The organism is Bradyrhizobium sp. HKCCYLRH1030 (assembly GCF_051168395.1).
GTDB lineage: Bacteria > Pseudomonadota > Alphaproteobacteria > Rhizobiales > Xanthobacteraceae > Bradyrhizobium.
In genome coordinates, this window is record NZ_JBNPUY010000015.1 from 56,394 (window position 1) to 77,259 (window position 20,866).

Annotated in this window: 17 protein-coding genes; 10 read left to right on the top strand and 7 right to left on the bottom strand. The window is 65.2% G+C overall.

What is annotated here, in order from left to right; all coding sequences use genetic code 11:
• Positions 1-18: 18 nt before the first annotated feature.
• Complete coding sequence (locus ACQR1E_RS31080) at positions 19-1,098, top strand: isocitrate/isopropylmalate dehydrogenase family protein (RefSeq protein WP_316170615.1); 1,080 nt, start codon at positions 19-21, stop codon at positions 1,096-1,098.
• Here the strand turns inward: ACQR1E_RS31080 and ACQR1E_RS31085 are convergent.
• From ACQR1E_RS31085 to ACQR1E_RS31095, 3 genes are all read right to left on the bottom strand, one after another.
• Entirely contained in the window at positions 1,095-1,916 is an 822-nt protein-coding gene (locus ACQR1E_RS31085) for an enoyl-CoA hydratase (protein ID WP_316193911.1), read from the bottom strand. The genes ACQR1E_RS31080 and ACQR1E_RS31085 overlap by 4 nt on opposite strands.
• Positions 1,917-2,356: 440 nt before the next feature.
• Complete coding sequence (locus ACQR1E_RS31090; protein ID WP_015668220.1) at positions 2,357-2,752, bottom strand: helix-turn-helix domain-containing protein; 396 nt, start codon at positions 2,750-2,752, stop codon at positions 2,357-2,359.
• 7 nt (positions 2,753-2,759) lie between these two features.
• On the bottom strand, positions 2,760-3,980 hold the full coding sequence (locus tag ACQR1E_RS31095; protein ID WP_315754185.1) for a LysR family transcriptional regulator: 1,221 nt from the start codon (positions 3,978-3,980) through the stop codon (positions 2,760-2,762).
• A gap of 515 nt (positions 3,981-4,495) precedes the next feature.
• Here ACQR1E_RS31095 and ACQR1E_RS31100 point away from each other — a divergent pair.
• Positions 4,496-4,741, top strand: a complete 246-nt coding sequence (locus ACQR1E_RS31100; RefSeq protein ID WP_315737708.1) for a hypothetical protein — start codon at positions 4,496-4,498, stop codon at positions 4,739-4,741.
• 303 nt (positions 4,742-5,044) lie between these two features.
• Positions 5,045-5,779, top strand: a complete 735-nt coding sequence (locus tag ACQR1E_RS31105) for a cytochrome c biogenesis CcdA family protein (RefSeq protein ID WP_315715723.1) — start codon at positions 5,045-5,047, stop codon at positions 5,777-5,779.
• Between the two features lie 6 nt (positions 5,780-5,785).
• Here the strand turns inward: ACQR1E_RS31105 and ACQR1E_RS31110 are convergent, their stop codons facing one another.
• Positions 5,786-7,303 (bottom strand): sensor histidine kinase, encoded by a 1,518-nt coding sequence (locus tag ACQR1E_RS31110; RefSeq protein ID WP_315715724.1) that lies wholly within the window; start codon positions 7,301-7,303, stop codon positions 5,786-5,788.
• Between the two features lie 242 nt (positions 7,304-7,545).
• A complete protein-coding gene (locus tag ACQR1E_RS31115; RefSeq protein WP_315715725.1) occupies positions 7,546-8,820 on the bottom strand; it encodes a serine hydrolase domain-containing protein in 1,275 nt (424 codons plus the stop codon).
• A gap of 149 nt (positions 8,821-8,969) precedes the next feature.
• Between ACQR1E_RS31115 and ACQR1E_RS31120 the strand changes: the two genes are divergently transcribed.
• Positions 8,970-9,884: a dioxygenase gene (locus ACQR1E_RS31120; RefSeq protein WP_315715726.1), complete on the top strand. Its 915-nt coding sequence runs from the start codon at positions 8,970-8,972 to the stop codon at positions 9,882-9,884.
• A gap of 20 nt (positions 9,885-9,904) precedes the next feature.
• Here ACQR1E_RS31120 and ACQR1E_RS31125 read toward each other — a convergent pair whose 3' ends face one another.
• Both ACQR1E_RS31125 and ACQR1E_RS31130 read right to left on the bottom strand, forming a co-directional pair.
• A complete protein-coding gene (locus tag ACQR1E_RS31125; RefSeq protein ID WP_315715727.1) occupies positions 9,905-11,635 on the bottom strand; it encodes a bifunctional protein-serine/threonine kinase/phosphatase in 1,731 nt (576 codons plus the stop codon).
• Between the two features lie 69 nt (positions 11,636-11,704).
• On the bottom strand, positions 11,705-12,538 hold the full coding sequence (locus tag ACQR1E_RS31130; RefSeq protein WP_315715728.1) for a formate/nitrite transporter family protein: 834 nt from the start codon (positions 12,536-12,538) through the stop codon (positions 11,705-11,707).
• 679 nt (positions 12,539-13,217) lie between these two features.
• On the opposite strand from ACQR1E_RS31130, the gene ACQR1E_RS31135 reads away from it, so the two are divergent.
• From ACQR1E_RS31135 to ACQR1E_RS31160, 6 genes are all read left to right on the top strand, one after another.
• Positions 13,218-14,534: a CmpA/NrtA family ABC transporter substrate-binding protein gene (locus ACQR1E_RS31135; RefSeq protein ID WP_315754174.1), complete on the top strand. Its 1,317-nt coding sequence runs from the start codon at positions 13,218-13,220 to the stop codon at positions 14,532-14,534.
• A 64-nt stretch (positions 14,535-14,598) separates the two neighbouring features.
• Positions 14,599-15,507, top strand: a complete 909-nt coding sequence (gene ntrB, locus ACQR1E_RS31140) for a nitrate ABC transporter permease (protein ID WP_315715730.1) — start codon at positions 14,599-14,601, stop codon at positions 15,505-15,507.
• Between the two features lie 9 nt (positions 15,508-15,516).
• Positions 15,517-16,311: an ABC transporter ATP-binding protein gene (locus ACQR1E_RS31145; RefSeq protein WP_315715819.1), complete on the top strand. Its 795-nt coding sequence runs from the start codon at positions 15,517-15,519 to the stop codon at positions 16,309-16,311.
• An 82-nt stretch (positions 16,312-16,393) separates the two neighbouring features.
• Positions 16,394-16,819, top strand: a complete 426-nt coding sequence (locus ACQR1E_RS31150) for a globin family protein (protein WP_315715731.1) — start codon at positions 16,394-16,396, stop codon at positions 16,817-16,819.
• 5 nt (positions 16,820-16,824) lie between these two features.
• Positions 16,825-18,039: an NAD(P)/FAD-dependent oxidoreductase gene (locus ACQR1E_RS31155; RefSeq protein WP_409977925.1), complete on the top strand. Its 1,215-nt coding sequence runs from the start codon at positions 16,825-16,827 to the stop codon at positions 18,037-18,039.
• A 19-nt stretch (positions 18,040-18,058) separates the two neighbouring features.
• Positions 18,059-20,749, top strand: coding sequence for a nitrate reductase (locus tag ACQR1E_RS31160; RefSeq protein ID WP_434897973.1), 2,691 nt, complete (start codon positions 18,059-18,061; stop codon positions 20,747-20,749).
• Positions 20,750-20,866 lie beyond the last annotated feature (117 nt).

The following is a 20,866-nucleotide window of genomic DNA, read 5'->3' on the forward strand; positions in this document are numbered from 1 at the left end:
TGTGACGAAGAAAAAAGCATGCCCTCCACCAACGCACTCCACATCGCAGTCCTCCCCGGCGACGGCATCGGTCCTGAAGTCATGGCGCCGGCACTCGAAGTGCTGCGCAAGGTCGAGGCCAAGGCCGGCCTGTCGTTCCGGTTCACCGAGGCCCAGGCCGGCGCGAACAACTATCTCGCGACCGGCGTCTCGATCGCCGACTCCACGATCCGGCTGTGCGAAGAGGCGGACGCGATCCTGCTCGGCGCCTGCGGGCTGCCGTCGGTGCGCTATCCCGACAACACCGAGATCGCGCCGCAGATCGAGCTGCGCTTCCATTTCGACCTTTATGCCGGCGTGCGGCCGGCGCGGCTGATCCCGGGCGTGCCGAGTCCGATCGTCGGCGCCGCCGAGCGCGGCATCGACTTCGTCGTGATCCGCGAGTCCACCGAAGGCCTGTTCGCTTCGATGGGCAAAGGTGTCGTGACACATGAGGAGGCGCGCGAGACCCTCGTCATCACCCGCAAGACATCCGAGCGGCTGTTCAACTTCTCCTTCAAGCTCGCCGCCCGGCGCCGCGCGCGCGGCCGCTCGGGGACTTTAGCCTGCGTCGACAAGGCCAACGTCTTCAAGGCCTTCGCCTACTTCCGTAAGATCTTCGACGAGGTCGCTCAACTTCATCCGGACGTGAAGACGGACCGCCTCTACATCGATGCTTGCGCGCTCATGCTGGTGAAGCGGCCGTGGGATTTCGACGTTCTGGTCACCGAGAACATGTTCGGCGATATCCTGTCCGATCTCGCCGCCGGTCTCGTCGGCGGCATGGGCATGGCGCCGTCGGCCGACATCGGCGATCGCCAAGCCGTGTTCCAGCCCTGCCACGGCACCGCGCCCGACATCATGGGGCAGGGCAAGGCCAACCCGACCGCGATGATCCTGTCGGCCGCGATGATGCTGGACTGGCTGGCGGACACCCATGGCATCGAGGGGGCAGCCGAGGCGGCCCAGCGGATCGAGCAGGCCGTCGACCAGGTCTACGCATCCGGCCTCAAGCCATTCGAGTTCGGTGGCAATGCCGGCACGATCGACGTGACCAGGGCGGTGCTGGAGGCGCTCTAACGTCCCTTGAAGGCTGGCTTGCGCTTCTCCATGAAGGCGCGGCGGCCCTCGCGGAAATCCTCCGAATCCATGCAGACGTCGCCGATCCGCTTGATGGCTTCCATGTCGCGGCGGCTTTCGTCCTTCAGCACTTCGGCGATGGTGATCTTGGCGGCCTTGACCGCCAGCGGCGCATTGACGGCAATGGTGCGGGCGATCTCCAGCGTGGCCGGCAGCAGTTCGTCGTTGCTCATCATCCGGTCGACGAGGCCGATCCGCAGCGCCTCCGCGGCATCGATCCGCAGGCCCGTATAGAGCAGCAGCCGCGCCTGCGACGGGCCGACCAGTGACACCAGGTTGCGCAGGCCGTCATAGCCATAGGCGATGCCGAGCCTGGCGGCGGGGATGCCGAACTGGCTGTCCGCGGCGGCGAAGCGCATGTCGGTCAGCATCGCGATCTGCAGGCCGCCGCCGAGGCAGAAGCCGCTGACGCAGGCGATCGTCGGCTTCGGGTAGCCGGCGAGCAGCGCCCGCTGGGCGGCGCTTCGCTCGGCATAGGCCTCCGAGGCCGCGGCATTGTGGCGGCTCTGCTCGAACTGGCTGATGTCGGCGCCGGACACGAAGGCCTTGCCGCCGGCGCCGGTCAGCACCACGACCCGGATCGCGTCATCGTCGCGCAGCGCGACCAGTGCCTGGCCGAGCCCCTCCCACATCTCCAGCGACATCGCATTGCGCTTGTCCGGGTTGTTGAAGGTAATGATGCCGACGCCATCGTCCGCTCTGGTCATGAGGATCTTGTCCCCGGCGAAGGTGGTGGGGAGCTCGGAGATGGTCGGCATGTGGGTCCGTCCGCAGGAGGGCAGGCGGCCGCCATCGTTCACCGCGCCCGTGACGGCGTCAATGCAAGTTCAGGACATGATGGGCAGGCAAAGGGACGTTCGGGCCGAGGCTCTCGACCTGTGCATGTGTGGCCCAGGAGAGGACGCGCAGCAGTCATGATCAGCGTCGGCCGGACGGGACCGAAACGCCGGCATGCCGCCACTTCCTATGACGGCAGAGAGCACGAGATTATAAAGGCGACGAAGCCTCAGACCGCGCAGCGATCGCTGTGCGGACGAGAAGGGCCGGTGTGTCGGCCGCGCCGATCGCTCGGCCTTGAGCCGAGGCAGTGAACTCGCCCGAGCTGGCAGAGCGCCTGGCGCCCCCAAGTTGCGCCCTCGAGCGAAGATGGCCCATATCCATCACGGGCAGACCTGTCTGACGGATCAGACAGCCTTGCCTATTCTTCGTTCGCTGCGATCGATTCCATCAAGGATACCAGCTGACGTTGCACGGTCTGGTCCTTGATCTTGCTGTAGGCGCGCAGCAACCGCAGGCTGAAGGCTGAGTCCAGGAACAGGAGGCTCTCGACCTCGCGCGCCTTGCTGTCGCCGTCGTAGAAGAACGTCACAGGCACGTCGAGCGCGGTGGCGATCTGCTGCAGACGCGCAGCGCCGACCCGGTTGACGCCCTTCTCGTACTTCTGGACCTGCTGGAAGCTCACGCCGAGCTTCTCGCCGAGCTCGGCCTGCGAGATCTTCTGCTCTACACGCCGCAGGCGAATCCGCTTGCCGAGCTCGATGTCGGGCTTGCCCGCACTGCGCTGCTTCATTTTCTTTGCCGCTGATTTGTTCATACTGATTTTACCGTCCTTCCATCGGAAAGCCCCCGAATAGATGGGTCAGGGGTTCACCCATATATACTGTTTTAAGTTGCTGTGGATGAATGAATTCGTCTTTAAACCACGGGTATTTGCCAGGGTTAAAAGCCTCGACCAGCCAGTCGATCATGTGACGCACCCTAGGGATGCGTCCGGTGGTGGCATGGTAAGACAGCCAGATGTCGTAGGACCACTTGAGATCAACCTCAAGTGGTACGATCTTCCCGCCCAGGGCACTCGCATAGGTTGGGAAGACCCCGATGCCGGCGCCGTGCGCCACGGCCCAGTAATTGGCGCTCGAGACATTGGTGGTCATCGCGATCAGGTCCCGCTGCTCGAAACCAGGGAAGATGGTGGCGAAGGCGGCATTGGCGGCGGCTTCGTCCGCCACCTGCAGAACCAAGCGGTGTTTGACGAGATCGTCAATCGTCTTTGGGATGCCAAATATCTCCAAATATTTCTCGCTCGCAAAGCACATCAGGTGCATGCGGCCAAGCCGGACCAGCTTGACGTCGAGCGCCGCCGGCCGGGAGAGGTGGATGGCGACGTCGGCCTCGTGACGCGACACGTCGGCCGAGCGCATCGCGCAATAGAGATCGACCATGACGTTGGGAAAGCTCTGCTGAAATTCGACCAGCCGGGGCGCCAGCCAGAACGTGCCGAGCCCCTCGGTCACCGCGACCCGGACCTCGCCCGACGCAGCGCCGGCGAGACCATCGCCCGCGCGCAGCAACTCGAATGACGCGGCCTCCATGTGCTCGACGGCGGAGACCACCAGCGCGCCTTCGTCGGTCAGCCGAGCGCCGTGGACATCGCGCGTGAACAGCGTCGCGCCGATCTGCCGCTCGAAATCATCGATGCGTCGCCGTACGGCATTGATCGAGAGCGTCAGCCGCTCGGCCGCGGAGCGAAAGCTGCCGGCCCTGACAACCTCGAGGAATATCCGCGCTGCATCCCAGTCGGTGAGGCTTGCCTGCGCCGATTTGCTCACGGTCGACTTGGCCGGGGCGGCCCGGCCCGTCGCAGTTCTTGCCGGCTTGCTCGCCGTTGCGCCCTTGGCGCCGCCACTCTCTCGGCTCAGTTCAATGCTCGATCCTGCCCCAGCAGACGAGCCGCCGTGCTCCCCTGGTGCCAGCGTCGCAGGGGTCTCGGCTAGTTCCCGGCGTTCCTTCTGAGGAACGCCCCGTTCCGCCGCAACGCGCATACAAGCTCTCTCCGCCTGCTAGAGTGATTCCGATAAATTACGGGCAGGGCACGTTCGTGCCATGATTTGGTTGAGCGATCGAGGGTCGATGAGTCTGCCACCTTCAGTTCTCTGCAGCATGGTCTTACTGCCAGCAGATGCGCGGTCTGACACATCATGTAGGACAGGGACACGCTTAACGCGAGTCGAACCTAAGATCGACGGTTTTTGCCTCGACCGCAATGAAATGGTATTCGAAGATGGGCCGTTGTCATGCTATCGTGATGAACGGATCGTGGCGCTAATTCATCGAATGCCGGGGAGCGGTGATGTCTCTTCACCCTGCGTCATGCCAGGACGCCGTCGTGCCGTCCCAGGGGGTAGGTGCATGGCTCGGCTGAGCCGCATCGGCAAAGCGCAGGGGAGCAACGACATGACGTATTTGGAAGCCATCCGCGAGTCGGGAGTTGCTCGGCTCCATCTCGTCGCACGCTACTAGAACGGAAACGACGCCTGTGGCCAATTCAGACGAACAAATGCTTGCAGTGCTTGCGTCCCTCGAGCAGTGCCGCGCCATGCTCGCGGCGACGGGCAATCGCGAATCGGCGCATTTGGTCTCGGTTGCCATCCTCGACCTGCGCATGAAGCTGAACCGTCTGAGCGAGGACGATCTGAAATCGCTTTGCGATGAGATGGTTCAAGCCGACAATCCCGACAAGCTGCGCGATGCGAAGCTGCAGCCAGGTCAGCGCCGGCCACCGTTGCTTCGAGTGGTGAAATAGCACAGTTCGGTGTGTGCACAAGGGTGCATTTGGCGCATTTGTGATATGTCGTGATCCCACGGTGAGGCGCGCGCCGGCTCGCAGACGAGCCGGTTGAAGCGAGGCGACACTCCCATCGGGGCGGGGGGCTTCGCCAATGAGGCCCCGATCCGGGGACGTCGGGCTCTATCCTGGCGAAAGCCCGCAGGCCGTGATCATCGTTGACCGCCGTAACTTCGGCACGTCTGTTGCGTATTCCCCGCATCGGCGGCAAGAAGCGTCGTGCCCCGGCTTGCGCCTGGAGGGGCGTATCGCGGGACTCGCATGATCCAGAACGTATCGATTCCGGCCGCGTTCATTGCTGGCTTGGTCAGTTTTCTTTCGCCCTGCGTGCTACCGCTGGTTCCTCCGTATTTGATCTATCTCACCGGCGCCACGATCGAGCACATCGAGAGCGACGAGCCTCCGGCCGCGTCGCGTCGCGCCGTGATGATCTCGGCCGCACTGTTCGTGCTGGGCTTCTCCACCGTGTTCGTGATGCTGGGGGCGAGCGCCTCGCTGATCGGCGGCCTGATCCGGGCCTGGTCGGAGCAGTTGTCCATCCTCGCCGGCGTCGTCATCATCGTGATGGGCCTGCACTTCCTCGGCCTGACGCGGATCTCGTTCCTGATGCGCGAAGGGCGGCTGCCGATCCCCAAGCCGGTCGGCCTGTGGGGCGCCTATGTCATGGGGCTCGCCTTCGCCTTCGGCTGGACGCCGTGCATCGGGCCGATCCTGGCGGCGATCCTCTCGATCGCAGCTGCGGAGACGACGGTCGCCAAGGGGGCCGGGCTTCTTGCCGTCTATTCCGCCGGCCTCGGCATTCCGTTCCTGGTCGCGGCGTTCATGATCGAACAGTTCTCGGCGCTGTTCATCCGCATGCGTGGCCATCTCGTGAACATCGAGCGCGCGATGGGCGTGCTGATGATCGCCACCGGCATCGGCTTTCTCACTGGCGCGGTCTCGACCTTCAGCATCTGGCTGCTCGAGACGTTCCCGGCGCTGCAGAGGTTCGGCTGACGCGGCTCAATCGTCGAGCTTGCAGGTGATGGTGTAGACCACGCCCGGCGGCAGGAAGTCGACCGTGGCCTCGCCGCCGAGCTGATCGCGCGCGCTGCGCTCGATCAGGCGGGAGCCGAAGCCGCGCTGGATCGGCGCCGAGACCACCGGGCCGCCGGTTTCCTGCCACACCAGCCGCAGCCGTGCCGGCAGCTTCTTCGCCGCGTCGGCCGCGTTCGCCAGCTCCCAGGACAGATCGACCGTGCCGGTGTCGTTGGAGAACGCACCATATTTGGCGGCGTTGGTTGCGATCTCATGCACGATCATCGACAGCACGACGGCGAGCCGCGGCGACAGCGCCACCTTCGGGCCGGAGATCCTGATGCGGTCGGGCGTGTTGAGGCGGTAGGGCTTGAGCACGCGCTCGATCACGTCCTGCAGCTCAGAACCCTGCCATTTCTCCTTGCTGAGCAGATTATGCGCCTCGGCGAGCGCGCCGAGCCGGCCCTCGAACTTCTCACGCTCAAGGCGGCTGGCGCTGCGGAAGGTCTGCACCGCGATCGCCTGCAGGATCGCCAGCGTGTTCTTGACCCGGTGATTGAGCTCCTCGATCAGCAGGTCGTGCAGCATCTCGGCGCGCGCGATCGTCGTCGCCATCCGCACCGCGAAGGCCAGACCGATCGCCAGCATGATGCCGCCGAGCAGGCTGGTGACGGCGAGGTTGCGCCACAACGGCGCAACCAGCGAATCCTCGGCGATGCCGGCGCCGATGGTCCATCCGGTGAGGGTGGAATGGGTGAAGCTCGACAGCAGCGGCACGCCCTCGAGCGATACGCTCGACAGCGTCGCCTCCTGCTCGCTGCGCATGCGATCAAACACCGAGGGCGAGGCCTGCTTGCCTATCGTCTCCGCCGGATTTGGCACGCGTGCGAAGACGGTCGCCTGGCGGTCGAGCAGCGACAAGGTCCAGTCCGGATTCGGCCGCTGCTTTTCCAGGATGGTCTGGAACATCTCGATCGGCGGGCTGAACGAGATGTCATAGACGACCTCGCCGTCGCGAAAGACGGGCACCTCGACGGTGACGATCAGGCTCTTCTTCACGACGCCGTAGAACAGGTCGGAATATTGCGGCTGCCGGGTCTCGAACACGCGGCGGGTGATCTCGCGGTTGTTGCGCGTCGGCAGGTGAGCCGTATCCGTCGTCGCCGACGAGAACAGCTGGCGTCCGTTGCGGTCGGCGACCACGATCGTGCCGTTCTTGCCGTACTGCTCGAGGAAGCCCGTCGCGATCGGCCGGAAGCGTTCGAAATCGCCGGTGGTCAGGGCATCGGTCAGCGCCAGGACCTGAACGCCGCCAGTCATGCGCTGCATTTCGGCATCGAGCGTCAGCCGGATGCTGCGCACCGTCTCCAGCACGCGCTGACGGGCGTCGCTGCGATCCTGCATGTAGCTGTGCAAGACGATTCCGCCTGCGAACAGGATGAGCGGCAGTGTGGTCCCTGCGACCAGAAGAGCAAGCCGGATCGGCAGGGAGAGTTTTGGCACGGATGCCCCGTTTGAGCTGGCGCTGCTGATCGCCGTTGGGACTGACGCAGGCGGGAGACGCGTCGGGCGGAGGCGAATTTGTGCGGCGAGCGCATATCAGGCTGGAGCGGCTGCCTCCGCAAGGGCTCGGCGGTTGCAGCCGTTCACATGACTGTCAGCATAAGAGAGCACCGCGTGCACGCCAAGCGCAACGCGCGGGGATCGCCGGTTCCCTGAGCGGCTTTACCGCCACGACGCCGCTCCTAGACGTTGCTTTCGGTGATCGCCGCGTACACCATCGTGCGCAGCTCGCGGCGGATCGGGTAGGCGCTCGACGGCAAGACCTGGGTCATGAAGATCGTGATCAGCTCCTCGGCCGGGTCGATCCAGAACGCCGTGGAGGCCGCACCGCCCCAGGCATATTCGCCGGCGCTGCCGGGAATCAACGTCTTGGCCGGATCCATCGTCACCGAGAAGCCGAGACCGAAGCCGATCCCGTTATAGGCTGCTTCCGCGAACATCGAGCGCGACAGCGCCGGCAGGTCGACGCCGCCCGGCAGATGGTTCGAGGTCATCAGCTTCAGCGTCTTCGGTCCGAGCAGCCTGACGCCGCCGAGCTCGCCGCCATTGAGCAATGCGCGGCAGAACGTCAGATAGTCGGCCGTGGTCGAGCACAGGCCGCCGCCGCCGGAGATGAAGTCGGGCGGGCTCAGGAACGAGCTGGTCGCCGGGTCGTCCTGCAAGGTCAGGCCGCCCTTGCGATCGGCGGCGTGGAACGACAAGGCGCCGCCGGCATCGGCCGAGTAGCACGCCGCCAGCCGGTGCGCCTTCGCCGCGGGCACGTGGAAATCGGTGTCGCTCATGCCGAGCGGATCGAAGATGCGCTGCTTCAGGACTTGCTCGAACGGCTGGTCGGCGATCTTGCCGACGAGATAGCCGACCACGTCGGTCGAGACCGAGTAGTTCCAGGCCTCGCCCGGCGAGAATTCGAGCGGAATACGCGAGAGATCATCGATCATCGACTGCAGCGTTCCCGCCTTTTCGACTGCGCCGATCTTGGCGTCGCGATAGGCGGCATCGACGTTCGATCGCTGCTGGAAGCCGTAGGTCAGGCCGGAGGTGTGGCGCAGCAGGTCGACGATCAGCATCGGCCGCGACGGCGGCCGGCTGACAAAGGCCGGCGCGGTGCCGGCGACGAACACGCCGAGATTCTTCCACTCCGGAATGTATTTCGCGACCGGCTCGTCGAGCGCGACCTTGCCTTCCTCGACCAGCATCATGAAGGCGACCGAGGTGATCGGCTTGGTCATCGAATAGATGCGGTAGATCGTGTCGTCCCTGACCGGGACCTTGCGCTCGACGTCGGCATAGCCGAGCGAGCTCGCATGCACGATCTTGCCGCGGCGATAGACCATCAACTGCGTCCCGGGAAAGCGGCCGGCCTCGACATAGCGCTGCCGCAGATGGGCATCGATGCGATCGAGCGCGGCTTTCGACATGCCGACGGTTTCGGGCGAGGCGGGTGTCGGGGCGAGCATCGGGCGTCTCCGCTATGATCGGTTTCTGGCGGCCTGCGCGAGGATCGGCCGCGCATCCCGTTTGTTCCGGGTGATAGCCGAAAATCGCGCCGCGTCCAATGGCAGGCCAGGCATGCGTCGTGTACCCTTTGCGCCGGGAGGAATTGGCAATGACACAATTCAATGAAGGCGAGCTCACGGAGGCCGTCGTCGCGAGCCTCGAACGGACACCCGATCCGCGCGCGAAATTCCTGCTGCAGGAATTGGTGAAGTCGCTGCACGATTATGTGCGCCGGACGGAGCTCACTTTCGACGAATGGGCCGCCGCCATCGACTTTCTCACCCGCACCGGACAGACCTGCACCGCAAGCCGGCAGGAGTTCATCCTGCTGTCCGACGTGCTCGGCGTGTCGATGCTGGTCGACGCCATCAATCATCGCGACCGGGCAGGGGCGACGGAGACGACCGTACTCGGCCCGTTCTACGTCGGCGAGCACAAGGTGACGCCCCACGGCACCGACATCTCGGCGGATCTCAAGGGCGAGAAGATGTTCGTCCAGGGACGGGTGACCGATCTGGCGGGTGCCCCGCTGGCAGGCGCCGCGGTCGATGTCTGGCATGCCGACGACGAGGGCTTCTACGATTCGCAGCGGCCGTCCTATGAAAGCGATGGTCCGTCGTCGCGGGCGCGCTTCATCACCGATGCGGATGGCCGCTTTTTCTTCCGCACCATCCTGCCCTGCAGCTATCCGATCCCGACCGACGGTCCGGTGGGACGGATGATCCTCGAGACCAAGCGTCATCCGATGCGCCCGGCCCATGTGCATTTCCTGGTGGACGCCAAGGGCTACGAGCCGCTCATCACCCATGTCTTCGTCGGCGGCGACGAATATCTCGACAGCGACGTCGTCTTTGGCGTCAAGGACGAGCTCATCGCCCAGGTCGAGCGGCGCAGCGACGCTGTGATGCCGGACGGCAAGCTGGCCATCGGGCCATGGCACTTGATGACCTACGATTTCCGCATGAAGCCGGGAGCGGGCGTGGCGCCGAGGCCGCTTGGCGCGATCGCGCCTGAACCCGCCTGATCCGCAGCCGGCAGGTCCGCCTACCAGCCGCCGTGGCGAGCCGCGAGCAGGATGATCACTGCGATCGCGAGCAGCGCAGTCGTCGCCTTCCAGAACAGCAGCGGATTGCGCTCGATCAGGGGCGTCCGGCCGCCGCCGATATAGGCGGGATTGGGGTGCCGAAGGTCGAAGACGAATTCCGAGAGGCTCTCGTAACGTTTGGCGGCGACGGGATGGACGGCGCGCCGGAGTGCGCCATCGATCCAGAGCGGGACGGTTTGGTCATCGCCGGAGGCCGGGTGATAAAGCACCTTGCGAAACTGCGCCCGGGTTCGTGCACGTGCCATCTGCGCGCCGTAGGGCAGCCGGCCCGTCAGCATCTGGTAGGCGATCACGCCGAGCGAGAACTGGTCGGACCATTCGGAGCCGCCCTCGCCGAGAAAATATTCCGGCGCCGTATACTGCTGGGTGCCGAGGATGCTGTCGTGGTCGGCAGCCGGATCGGCCTCGACCACGCCGCTGACGCGCACCGATCCGAAATCGATGATCTTCACCGTCCCGGTCCGGTCGATCATGATGTTTGCAGGCCGCAGATCCTGGTGCAGCACTTCCTTGCGATGCAGCGCCTGCAGCCCCCTGGCGATCTGCTCGATGATGTCTCTGACGGCATCGAGATCGGCTTTGGGATGGTCGATCATCCATTGCGCCAGGGTCTGGCCTTCGACGAATTCGGTGACGACGTAGAGATGATCGCGGCGACGCGTCGATGGGAAGGCCTTCAGCACGTGCGGGTTGTCGATCCGCCGCGCAATCCAGTCTTCCATCAGGAACCGTTTGAGATAGGCCGGGTCGCCGCGCAGGTCGATCGAAGGCACCTTGAGGGCGACGGCGAGCTCCGTCTCGACGTCGACGGCCAGATAGATGTGGCTGCGGCTGCTGGCGTGGATCTCGCGCACGATCCGGTAGCCCTCGAAGATCATCCGCGCGTCCAGCACCGGCGCCGGCGGCAGCTGCTCGGCCTGGACCGGAATCTCGGCGGCATCGCCGGCACCGAGTTCGTCGATCCGCACGATCTGGATCGTGAGATTGTCCGCGCTGCCCTGCGCCAGCGCCTCAGCGACGATGATACGGGCCGCCTGGTCGAGGTCGTGGGAATTCTCTTTCAACACGTTGGCGACAAAACGCTTGCCCACGTGTTCGTGAACGCCGTCGGTCGCGAGCACGAAGATGTCGCCGCGCTCGATCCGAATGGCCTGATAGTCGATTTCGACCTCGGGATTGACCCCGAGCGCACGCCCCAGATAGCTCTGCTGCGACGAGATGATGACGCGATGATCGTCGGTGAGCTGTTCGAGCGAATGGCCTGCGGGGCGATAGATGCGACAATCGCCGATATGGAAGAGATGCGCCGTGGCCGCCTTGATCACCACCGCGCTGAGCGTGCAGACGTAACCCTTGTCGCGGTCATAGGCGTATTGGCTGGCTCTGGTCTGGGCGTAGAGCCAGGAGTTGGCCGCGGCGATCACGCGTCGCGCCGAGGTCTTCACCGACCAGGCATCCGGCGTACAATAATAGTCGGTCAGGAAGCTCTTGACCGCCGACTCGCTCGCAATGTGGCTGACCTCGCTGCTGCTGATCCCGTCCGCGATGGCGATCGCGATGCCCTTCAGGCTGAGCGCCGGCTCATCGGGAATCAGTGCGCCGTGGAAGTCCTGGTTGCCCGGCTTCTGCCCTTTGTCGGAATGCGCTCCGATGGTGATCCGCAATGGCATTTGGGCTATCGAGCGATTTGAGGAGAGTCCGACCTTAACTGAAGCCGGGCTCTCCAAGGGAGACGGAAATCAGGCCGCGACGCGGGCTGCGATCTTGGCATCACGCTTCGGCTGCGTCCTGATGTGAGTGGCATAGAGCGTCAGGCCGGTGAACGAGAGACCGCCGACGAGATTGCCGAGCACGGTCGGGATCTCGTTCCAGATCAGGTAGTCCATGATCGAGAACTTCGCATGGAGCATCAGCCCCGACGGAAACAGGAACATGTTCACCACCGAATGCTCGAACACCATGTAGAAGAACACCAGGATCGGCATCCACATCGCCAGCACCTTGCCCGGGACCGTCGTCGAGATCATCGCGCCGACCACGCCGGTGGAGACCATCCAGTTGCACAGCATGCCGCGGATGAACAGCGTCGCCATGCCGGCCGCGCCATGCGCCGCGTAGCCGAGCGTCCTGCCTTCACCGATATTGCCGATGACAGCGCCGACCTTGTCCGGCTCCTGCGTGAAGCCGAACGTGGTCACGAATGCCATCATGAAGGCAACGGTCAGTGCTCCGGCGAAATTGCCGATGAAGACGAGGCCCCAGTTGCGCAGCACGCCCGCGAGGGTCACGCCCGGACGCTTGTCGATGAGCGCCAGCGGCGACAGCACGAACACGCCGGTCAGCAGATCGAAGCCCAGCAAATAGAGCATGCAGAAGCCGACCGGAAACAACAGCGCGCCGATGATCGGCTGGCCTGTGTTCACATTGATGGTGACGGCAAACCAGGCCGCGAGCGCCAGGATCGCGCCAGCCATGTAGGCGCGGATGACGGTGTCCCGGGTCGACATGAAGATCTTGGACTCGCCTGCGTCCACCATCTTGGTCACGAATTCTGAAGGCGCGAGGTACGACATTCAAACGTCCTTTGTTTGCTCTCGGGAATAGATTGCGCGCTGCCTTGCGAGAGGTTCTGGCTCTCGCGGGACATCGCCACGGGCAGGCGGATCGGATGTCGAATGCGGGGAAGGGCGTCACGACGACCGCGCCGAGGTGACCCCGGTCGCGAGCGCGCGTCCGTCCCGGAGATCAGGCGCCATCGGCCTCGACAGTCCGGCGAACCGCAGTCATCGTTGACTTGTAGGCGTCGAAGCAATGCCTGTGCCAATTTTGACGCCAATCAAAAGATCATCGATTTCAATCGATTACGTTTGGACGTCCGGGCCGCGGCTGCTTGAAAGGGCTGATTTGCTGCCCTGGTGCTCATGGAACAATCGCGCCATGCCCACTTTGTGTGCGGCGCACACAAAGTGGGCGAATCGCAAATTTTGGATGCGGCCTTCTGCCTCTGATGGATTTGCTGTGTGCAGTTAAACGATTGAATTTACTTGTAAATTCAAAATTGATGCGTTGGCACGAAGCTTGAAAGAGCATTCGCGACGCCATCGATGCCGTCCGCGCAATCCTCATCCGAATCGTGACGCTGCCCCTTCCGAGGCCACCTCGGAACACGCGCCTTCGTGCGTGGCGCAGCGACCCGCAACGGACGGCCTTTTCACCCATCGAGCGCTCTTCAGACAAAGGACGACAGCACTCATGACGAAGACTGCCAATCCTGCTCGCCGCAACGGCTTCAGCCGTCGTCAGCTTCTCAAGGCGGGCGCCGGCACGGCTGCGCTGCTAGCAGCCGCGAAGCTGAACTTGCCGGGCGGAGCGTTCGCCCAGGGGGCGGGGCCGGAAGTCGCCAGCGCCAAGCTCGGCTTCATCGCGCTCAGCGATGCCGGTCCGCTGTTCGTGGCCAAGGACAAGGGCATCTTCGCCAAATACGGCATGCCCGACGTCGACGTACAGAAGCAGGCCTCGTGGGGCACCACGCGCGACAATCTCGTGCTCGGCTCTGAAGGCAACGGCATCGACGGCGCGCACATCCTGACCCCGATGCCGTACCTGATCTCCTCGGGCAAGGTGACGCAGAACAACCAGCCGACGCCGATGTACATTCTGGCGCGGCTCAATCTCGATGCGCAGTGCATCTCGGTCGGCAAGGAATATGCGGACCTCAAGCTCGGCCTCGATACCGCGCCGTTCAAAGCCGCGCTGGAGAAGAAGAAGGCCTCCGGCAAGTCCGTGAAGGCCGCGATGACCTTCCCGGGCGGCACCCACGATCTCTGGATCCGCTACTGGCTCGCCGCCGGCGGCATCGATCCCGACAAGGACATCGAGACCATCGTGGTGCCGCCGCCGCAGATGGTGGCCAACATGAAGGTCGGCACCATGGACTGCTTCTGCGTCGGCGAGCCGTGGAATGCGCAGCTCGTCAACCAGGGTATCGGCTACACCGCCGTCACGACGGGCGAGATCTGGAACAAGCATCCCGAAAAATCCTTCGCGATGCGCGCCGCCTTTGTCGACAAATATCCGAAGGCCGCGAAAGCGTTGACGATGGCGGTGATGGAAGCGCAGCAGTGGGCCGACAAGATGGAGAACAAGCAGGAGCTTGCGACCATCATGGCCAAGCGGCAGTGGATGAATTGCCCGGTCGAGGACGTCGCCGGACGCACGGCCGGCAAGTTCGACTACGGTACCGGCAAGGTCGTCGAGAACTCGCCGCACATCATGAAGTATTGGCGCGACTTCGCGTCCTATCCATTCCAGAGCCACGATCTCTGGTTCATCACCGAGGACATCCGGTGGGGCAAGTATGAGGCTGGCTTCGACGCCAAGTCGCTGATCGCCAAGGTCAACCGCGAGGACATCTGGCGCGAGGCCGCCAAGGAGATGAACGTCGCAGCCGCCGAGATTCCGACCTCCAAGTCGCGCGGCAAGGAGACCTTCTTCGACGGCAAGGTGTTCGATCCGGAAGATCCCGCCGCCTACCTGAAGTCGCTGTCGATCAAGCGCGTCGACGCCTGATCAGGACCTCCCGCTGCGCGCGCAAGGCGCGCGGCCTCTCTCATTGCACGGAGAAAGATTTCCGATGTCCATGCCAGCGTTGACCAACGATAGCGCTCCCCAGGTCGTGCCGACCGCGGCGGCGTCCACCTCGGCGTCCATCGTGACCATGACGCCCAAGCAGGCGCCGAAAGCCGAACGCTATGGAAAGATGGCCCGCGAGGCCGCGGTGCGCGTGGTGCCGCCGTTGATCGTGCTGGCGCTGTTCCTGCTGATTTGGGAGCTGGTCTGCCGCCGGGCCGGCTCGGCGCTGCCGCCGCCCTCCCGGGTGTTCAGCGATACCCGCGAGCTGATCTTCGATCCGTTCTTCGATCATGGCGGCATCGACAAGGGACTGTTCTGGCATCTCGAGGCCAGCCTGCGCCGCGTCGCCTTCGGCTACGCGATTGCTGCCGTCGTCGGCGTCGGTGTCGGCACGCTGATCGGCCAGTCGGTGTGGGCCATGCGCGGCCTCGATCCGATCTTCCAGGTGCTGCGCACGATCCCGCCGCTCGCCTGGCTGCCGCTGTCGCTGGCGGCGTTCCGCGACGGCCAGCCGTCGGCGATCTTCGTCATCTTCATCACCTCGGTATGGCCGATCATCATCAACACCGCGGTCGGCATCCGCAACATTCCGCAGGACTATCGCAACGTCGCCGCGGTGGTGCAGCTCAATCCGCTGGAGTTCTTCGCCAAGATCATGATTCCGGCGGCCGCGCCCTACATCTTCACCGGCCTGCGCATCGGCATCGGCCTGTCGTGGCTCGCGATCGTCGCGGCCGAGATGCTGATCGGCGGCGTCGGCATCGGTTTCTTCATCTGGGACGCGTGGAATTCCTCGCATATCAGCGAGATCATCCTGGCGCTGTTCTATGTCGGCATCATCGGCTTCGTGCTCGACCGCCTGATTGCGGTCGTCGGCAAGATCGTCACCCGCGGCACCGCGACGAATTGAGAGGTAGAGATCATGGCCTATCTGAAGCTCGACCACGTCGACAAGACCTTCACCCGCGGCACCGCCACCACCGAAGTGCTGAAGGACATCAACCTCTCGATCAACAAGGGCGAATACGTCTCGATCATCGGCCATTCCGGCTGCGGCAAGTCGACGATGCTCAACATCGTGGCGGGGCTCACCACGGCCACGACCGGCGGCGTGCTGCTGGAGGAGCGCGAAGTCAATTCGCCGGGACCCGACCGCGCCGTGGTGTTCCAGAACCACAGCCTGCTGCCCTGGCTGACGGTCTACGAGAACGTGCGGCTCGGCGTCGACAAGGTGTTCGCCAAGACCAAGACCCGCGCCGAGCGCGACGCCTGGACCATGCACAATCTGAACCTGGTGCAGATGGCCCATGCCAAGGACAAGCGGCCCAACGAGGTCTCCGGCGGCATGAAGCAGCGCGTCGGCATTGCCCGTGCGCTCGCCATGGAGCCGAAAGTGCTGCTGCTCGACGAGCCGTTCGGCGCGCTCGACGCGCTGACGCGGGCGCATCTGCAGGACTCGGTGATGGCGCTGCACCAGAAGCTCGGCAATACCATCCTGATGATCACGCACGATGTCGACGAGGCGGTGCTGCTGTCCGACCGCATCGTGATGATGACCAACGGCCCGAGCGCGCATATCGGCGAGGTGCTCGAGGTCGCCCTGCCGCGGCCGCGCAAGCGGCTCGAGCTGGCGACCAACGCCACCTACGTCAAGTGTCGCCAGCGCGTGCTGGAGTTCCTGTATGAGCGGCATCGCTACGTCGAGGCGGCGTGACGATTGGAAAGCGGAGAGCGCATCGAACCGCTCTCCGCGTCGGGCAACTAACGGGTTCTCGTTTCCATCATAAGGATTTCCCATGACGCCGTCTCAGATCGCATTGGTTCAGAATAGCTTTGCCAGGGTCGCGCCGATCTCCGATCAGGCCGCGACCATCTTCTACGATCGGCTGTTCGAGGTCGCGCCGCAGGTGCGCGCGATGTTTCCCGACGATCTCACCGAGCAGCGCAAGAAGCTGATGGCGACCTTGGCGGTCGTCGTCAATGGATTGACGAATCTGCCCGCGATCCTGCCGGCGGCAAGCGCGCTCGCCAAGCGCCACGTCGATTACGGCGCCAAGCCGGAGCACTATCCGGTGGTCGGCGCCGCGCTGCTGTGGACCCTCGAGAAGGGACTTGGCGACGGCTGGACGCCCGATGTCGCCGATGCCTGGACCGCGGCCTACGGCACGCTGTCCGGCTACATGATCGCGGAAGCCCATGGCAAGGCGCAGGCGGCGGAGTAGGCGCTTTGAGTGAACCGCTCGTCATCGTCGGCAACGGCATGGCTGCCGCAAAGCTGGTCGAGGAATTGTCGCAGACTGCGCTCGGCCGCTACGCGATCGCCGTCATCGGCGAGGAGCCGCGGCTCGCCTACAACCGCGTGCTGCTGTCGTCGGTGCTGGCCGGCGAGGCCGCGTCCCACGAGATCGAGCTCAAGCCGGCGGCCTGGTGGCGCGAGCGCGGGGTAACGTTGAAATACGGTGCGCGCGTCACCGCCATCGATGTCGGCCGTCGCGAACTGCGGATCGAGAACGACGAGAACGTGGCGTTCTCGCGCCTGGTCCTCGCCACCGGCTCGCTGCCGCTGCGGCTGCCGGTGCCGGGCGCCGATCTGCCGGGTGTGCACACATTCCGCGACAGCCGGGACACGGACGTGCTTCTGGCGCTGGCGGCGAAGAAGGGGTGCGTGGTGGTCGTCGGCGGCGGGCTGCTCGGGCTGGAAGCGGCCTATGGCCTGGCGCGTGCCGGCGCCAGGGTGACGCTGTTGCATCTGATGGACCGGCTGATGGAGCGGCAGCTCGATGCGCCGGCCGCCGCGTTGCTCAAGTCGCTGGTGGCGCGCAAGGGCATCGAGGTTCTGCTCAATGCCAGCACCGCGGCCATCCATGGCGATGGTCGCGTCGAAGGAGTCGAGCTGGCCGATGGGCGGCGCCTTGCCACCGACGCCGTGGTCTTCGCGGCCGGCATCCGGCCGAATGTGACACTGGCGAAGGAGGCGGGGCTCGCGGTCAATCGCGGCATCGTCGTCGACGACGCGATGCAGACCTCGGCGCCCGGCATTTTCGCGCTCGGCGAATGCGCCGAGCACCGTGGCACCTGCTATGGGCTGGTCGAACCTGCTTATGAGCAGGCGCGGGTGCTGGCGCGGCATCTCGCCGGCCGCCAGGCGGCCTATGGCGGCAGCGTCGTCTCGACCAATCTGAAGGTGTCGGGTGTGTCGGTGTTCTCGGCCGGCGACTTCATGGGCGCCGAGGGTAGCGAGGCGATCGTGCTCAACGACGCCAGGCGCGGCATCTACAAGAAGCTCGTCATCGCCGAGGGACGCCTCACCGGCGCCGTGCTGATCGGTGAGACTCAGGACGCGTTGTGGTATCGCGACCTGATCCGGAGCCGCGAACCGGTCGCAGCGATCCGGACAGCGATGATGTTCGGCCGCGCGGGGGCGCGGCCGCAGGCAGCGTGAGAAGGGGCCACGCACGACGATGACGACGCTCGATCCGAAGCTGCCGATGGTGCGCACCGCCTGTCCCTATTGTGGCGTCGGTTGCGGCGTGCTCGCCACGCCCGACGGTCGCGGCGGCGCGGCGATCTCCGGGGATCCTTCGCATCCGGCCAATCTCGGCCGGCTCTGCTCCAAGGGCTCGGCGCTCGGCGAGACGCTCGGGCTGGAGAGCCGCCTGCTGTACCCGATGATCCGCTGCAAGGGCGGCATGCAGCGGGTGGCCTGGAGCGATGCGCTCGATCACGTCGCGACCCGGCTGAAGCACATCGTCGCCCGCGACGGCGAAGACGCTGTGGCGTTCTATCTTTCCGGCCAGATGCTGACCGAGGACTACTACGTCGCCAACAAGCTGATGAAGGGCTTTCTCGGCTCGGCCAATGTCGACACCAATTCGCGGCTGTGCATGGCCTCGTCGGTCGCCGGCCACCGCCGTGCCTTCGGCGCCGACACCGTGCCCGGCACCTATGAGGATCTCGATCAGGCCGATCTGCTGGTCTTCGTCGGCAGCAACGCCGCCTGGTGCCACCCGGTGCTGTACCAGCGCATGCTGGCCAACAAGCAGGCGCGCGGCGCCAGGTTCGTGGTCATCGATCCGCGTCGCACCGACACGTCGAGCGAAGCCGATCTGTTCCTGGGATTGAAGCCCGGCGCGGATGCGGCGCTGTTCGCCGGCCTGCTGGTGCATCTCGCCGACAGCGGTGCGCTCGATCACGACTACATCAACGCTCACACCGGCGGCTTCGACGAGACCCTGGCCCGCGCCCGGAGCCTCGCCGGCAGCGCCGCGGCGACCGCGCTCGCCACCGGCCTGTCCGAGGTCGACGTCGCCGCCTTCTTCAAGCTGTTCCGCGATACTCCCAAGGTCGTCACCCTCTATTCGCAGGGCGTCAACCAGTCGGCGCAGGGCACCGACAAGGTCAACGCGATCCTCAACTGCCATCTTGCGACCGCGCGCATCGGCAAGCCGGGCATGGGGCCGTTCTCGCTGACCGGCCAACCCAATGCGATGGGCGGCCGCGAGGTCGGCGGGCTCGCCAACCAGCTCGCGGCCCACATGGGCTTCACGCCGCCGGACATCGACCGCGTCCGCCGCTTCTGGAAGGCCAAGGACATCGCCACCCATGAGGGTCTCAAGGCGGTGCAGATGTTCGAGGCGATCGCGCGCGGCGAGATCAAGGCGCTGTGGGTGATCGGCACCAACCCCGCGGTGTCGCTGCCGGACGCCGATCTGGTCCGCGCCGCGCTCAAGAAGCTCGAGCTGCTCGTCGTGTCCGAGAACGTCCGCTCCAACGACACCGTCGATGCTGGCGTCCACGTGCTGCTGCCGGCGCAGGCCTGGGGCGAGAAATCGGGCACGGTCACCAACTCCGAGCGCCGCATCTCGCGCCAGCGCGCCTTCCTTGCGCCGGCCGGCGAGGCCATGCCGGACTGGTGGATCCTGAGCGAGGTCGGCAAACGGCTCGGCCACGCGGGCGCCTTCAATTACAACTCTGCGGCGGACGTGTTCCGCGAGCACGCGGCGTTGTCGGCGTTCGAGAACGACGGCACGCGCGACTTCGACATCGGCGCGCTGGCGACGCTCACCGACGACGAATACGACGCGATGGCGCCGGTGCAATGGCCGGCGCGCGCGGGCAAGCCGCCCGAGCCGCGCTTTTTCGCCGAAGGCGCCTTCTTCACCAACGATCGCAAAGCGCGCTTCGTCGCGCCGGAGGTGCCGGCGCTGCGCGGCGAGACCACCGCCGCCCGCCCGCTGCGCCTGAACACCGGCCGCATCCGCGACCAGTGGCACACGATGACGCGCACGGGCCTGAGCCCGCGGCTATCAGCGCATCTGCCGGAGCCGTTCGTCGAGGTGCACCCGGATGACGCGCTGCGCTATGGCCTGATGCATGACGGTTTCGCCAAGGTCACGACCGAGCACGGCCAGTGCATCCTCAAGGTCGTCGTCAGCGAGCGCCAGCAGCGCGGCATGCTGTTCGCGCCGATCCATTGGAGCGCCACCAACTCATCGCATGGCCGCGTCGGCGCGCTGGTCGCCTCCTACACCGATCCGTTCTCCGGCCAGCCCGAGGCCAAGGCGACCCCGGCTGCGATCAGTTCTTATGAGTACGTATTCCGCGGCTTCATCCTGTCGCGCAACGAGCTCACGCTGCCGTCCAACCTGTGGTGGGCGCGCGCGACGGTGCAGGGCGGCTTCGGCTATCTGTTCGCCGACAACGGCGATCTGTCGCGCTGGCCGGCCTGGTTCAAGGCGCGCGCCACCGACGATGTCACGGACTACATGGATGTCGGCGGCGGCGTCTATCGCGCCGCGTCGTTCGCCGACGATCGCATCGAAACCTGTTTGTTCGTCGGCCCCGGCCATGATGCTGGCGACTGGAACGTCGTGAAGACGATGTTCGCCGCCGACCGCCTCGACGACGACCAGCGTCGCACGCTGCTGTCCGGCCGCGCGCCCGACGGCGTCGGCGGCGGCCCGATCGTCTGCGCCTGCTTCGGCGTCGGCCGCGACACCATCTGCGATGCGATCACGGCAGGTGCGCGCACGCCCGCCGCCATCGGCGCGCAGCTCAAGGCCGGCACCAATTGCGGCTCGTGCATTCCGGAGATGAAGCGGCTGATCGCGCAGACGGCCACGGACGCCCCGCCCATCGCGGCGGCGAGCTAGCCGAGAACACTGTCATTCCGGGGCGAGGCCAACGGCCTCGAACCCGGAATCTCGACATGGTGGAAATGAAACAGCGCAAGACAAGCTCGGGATTCCGGGTTCGACGCTGACGCGTCG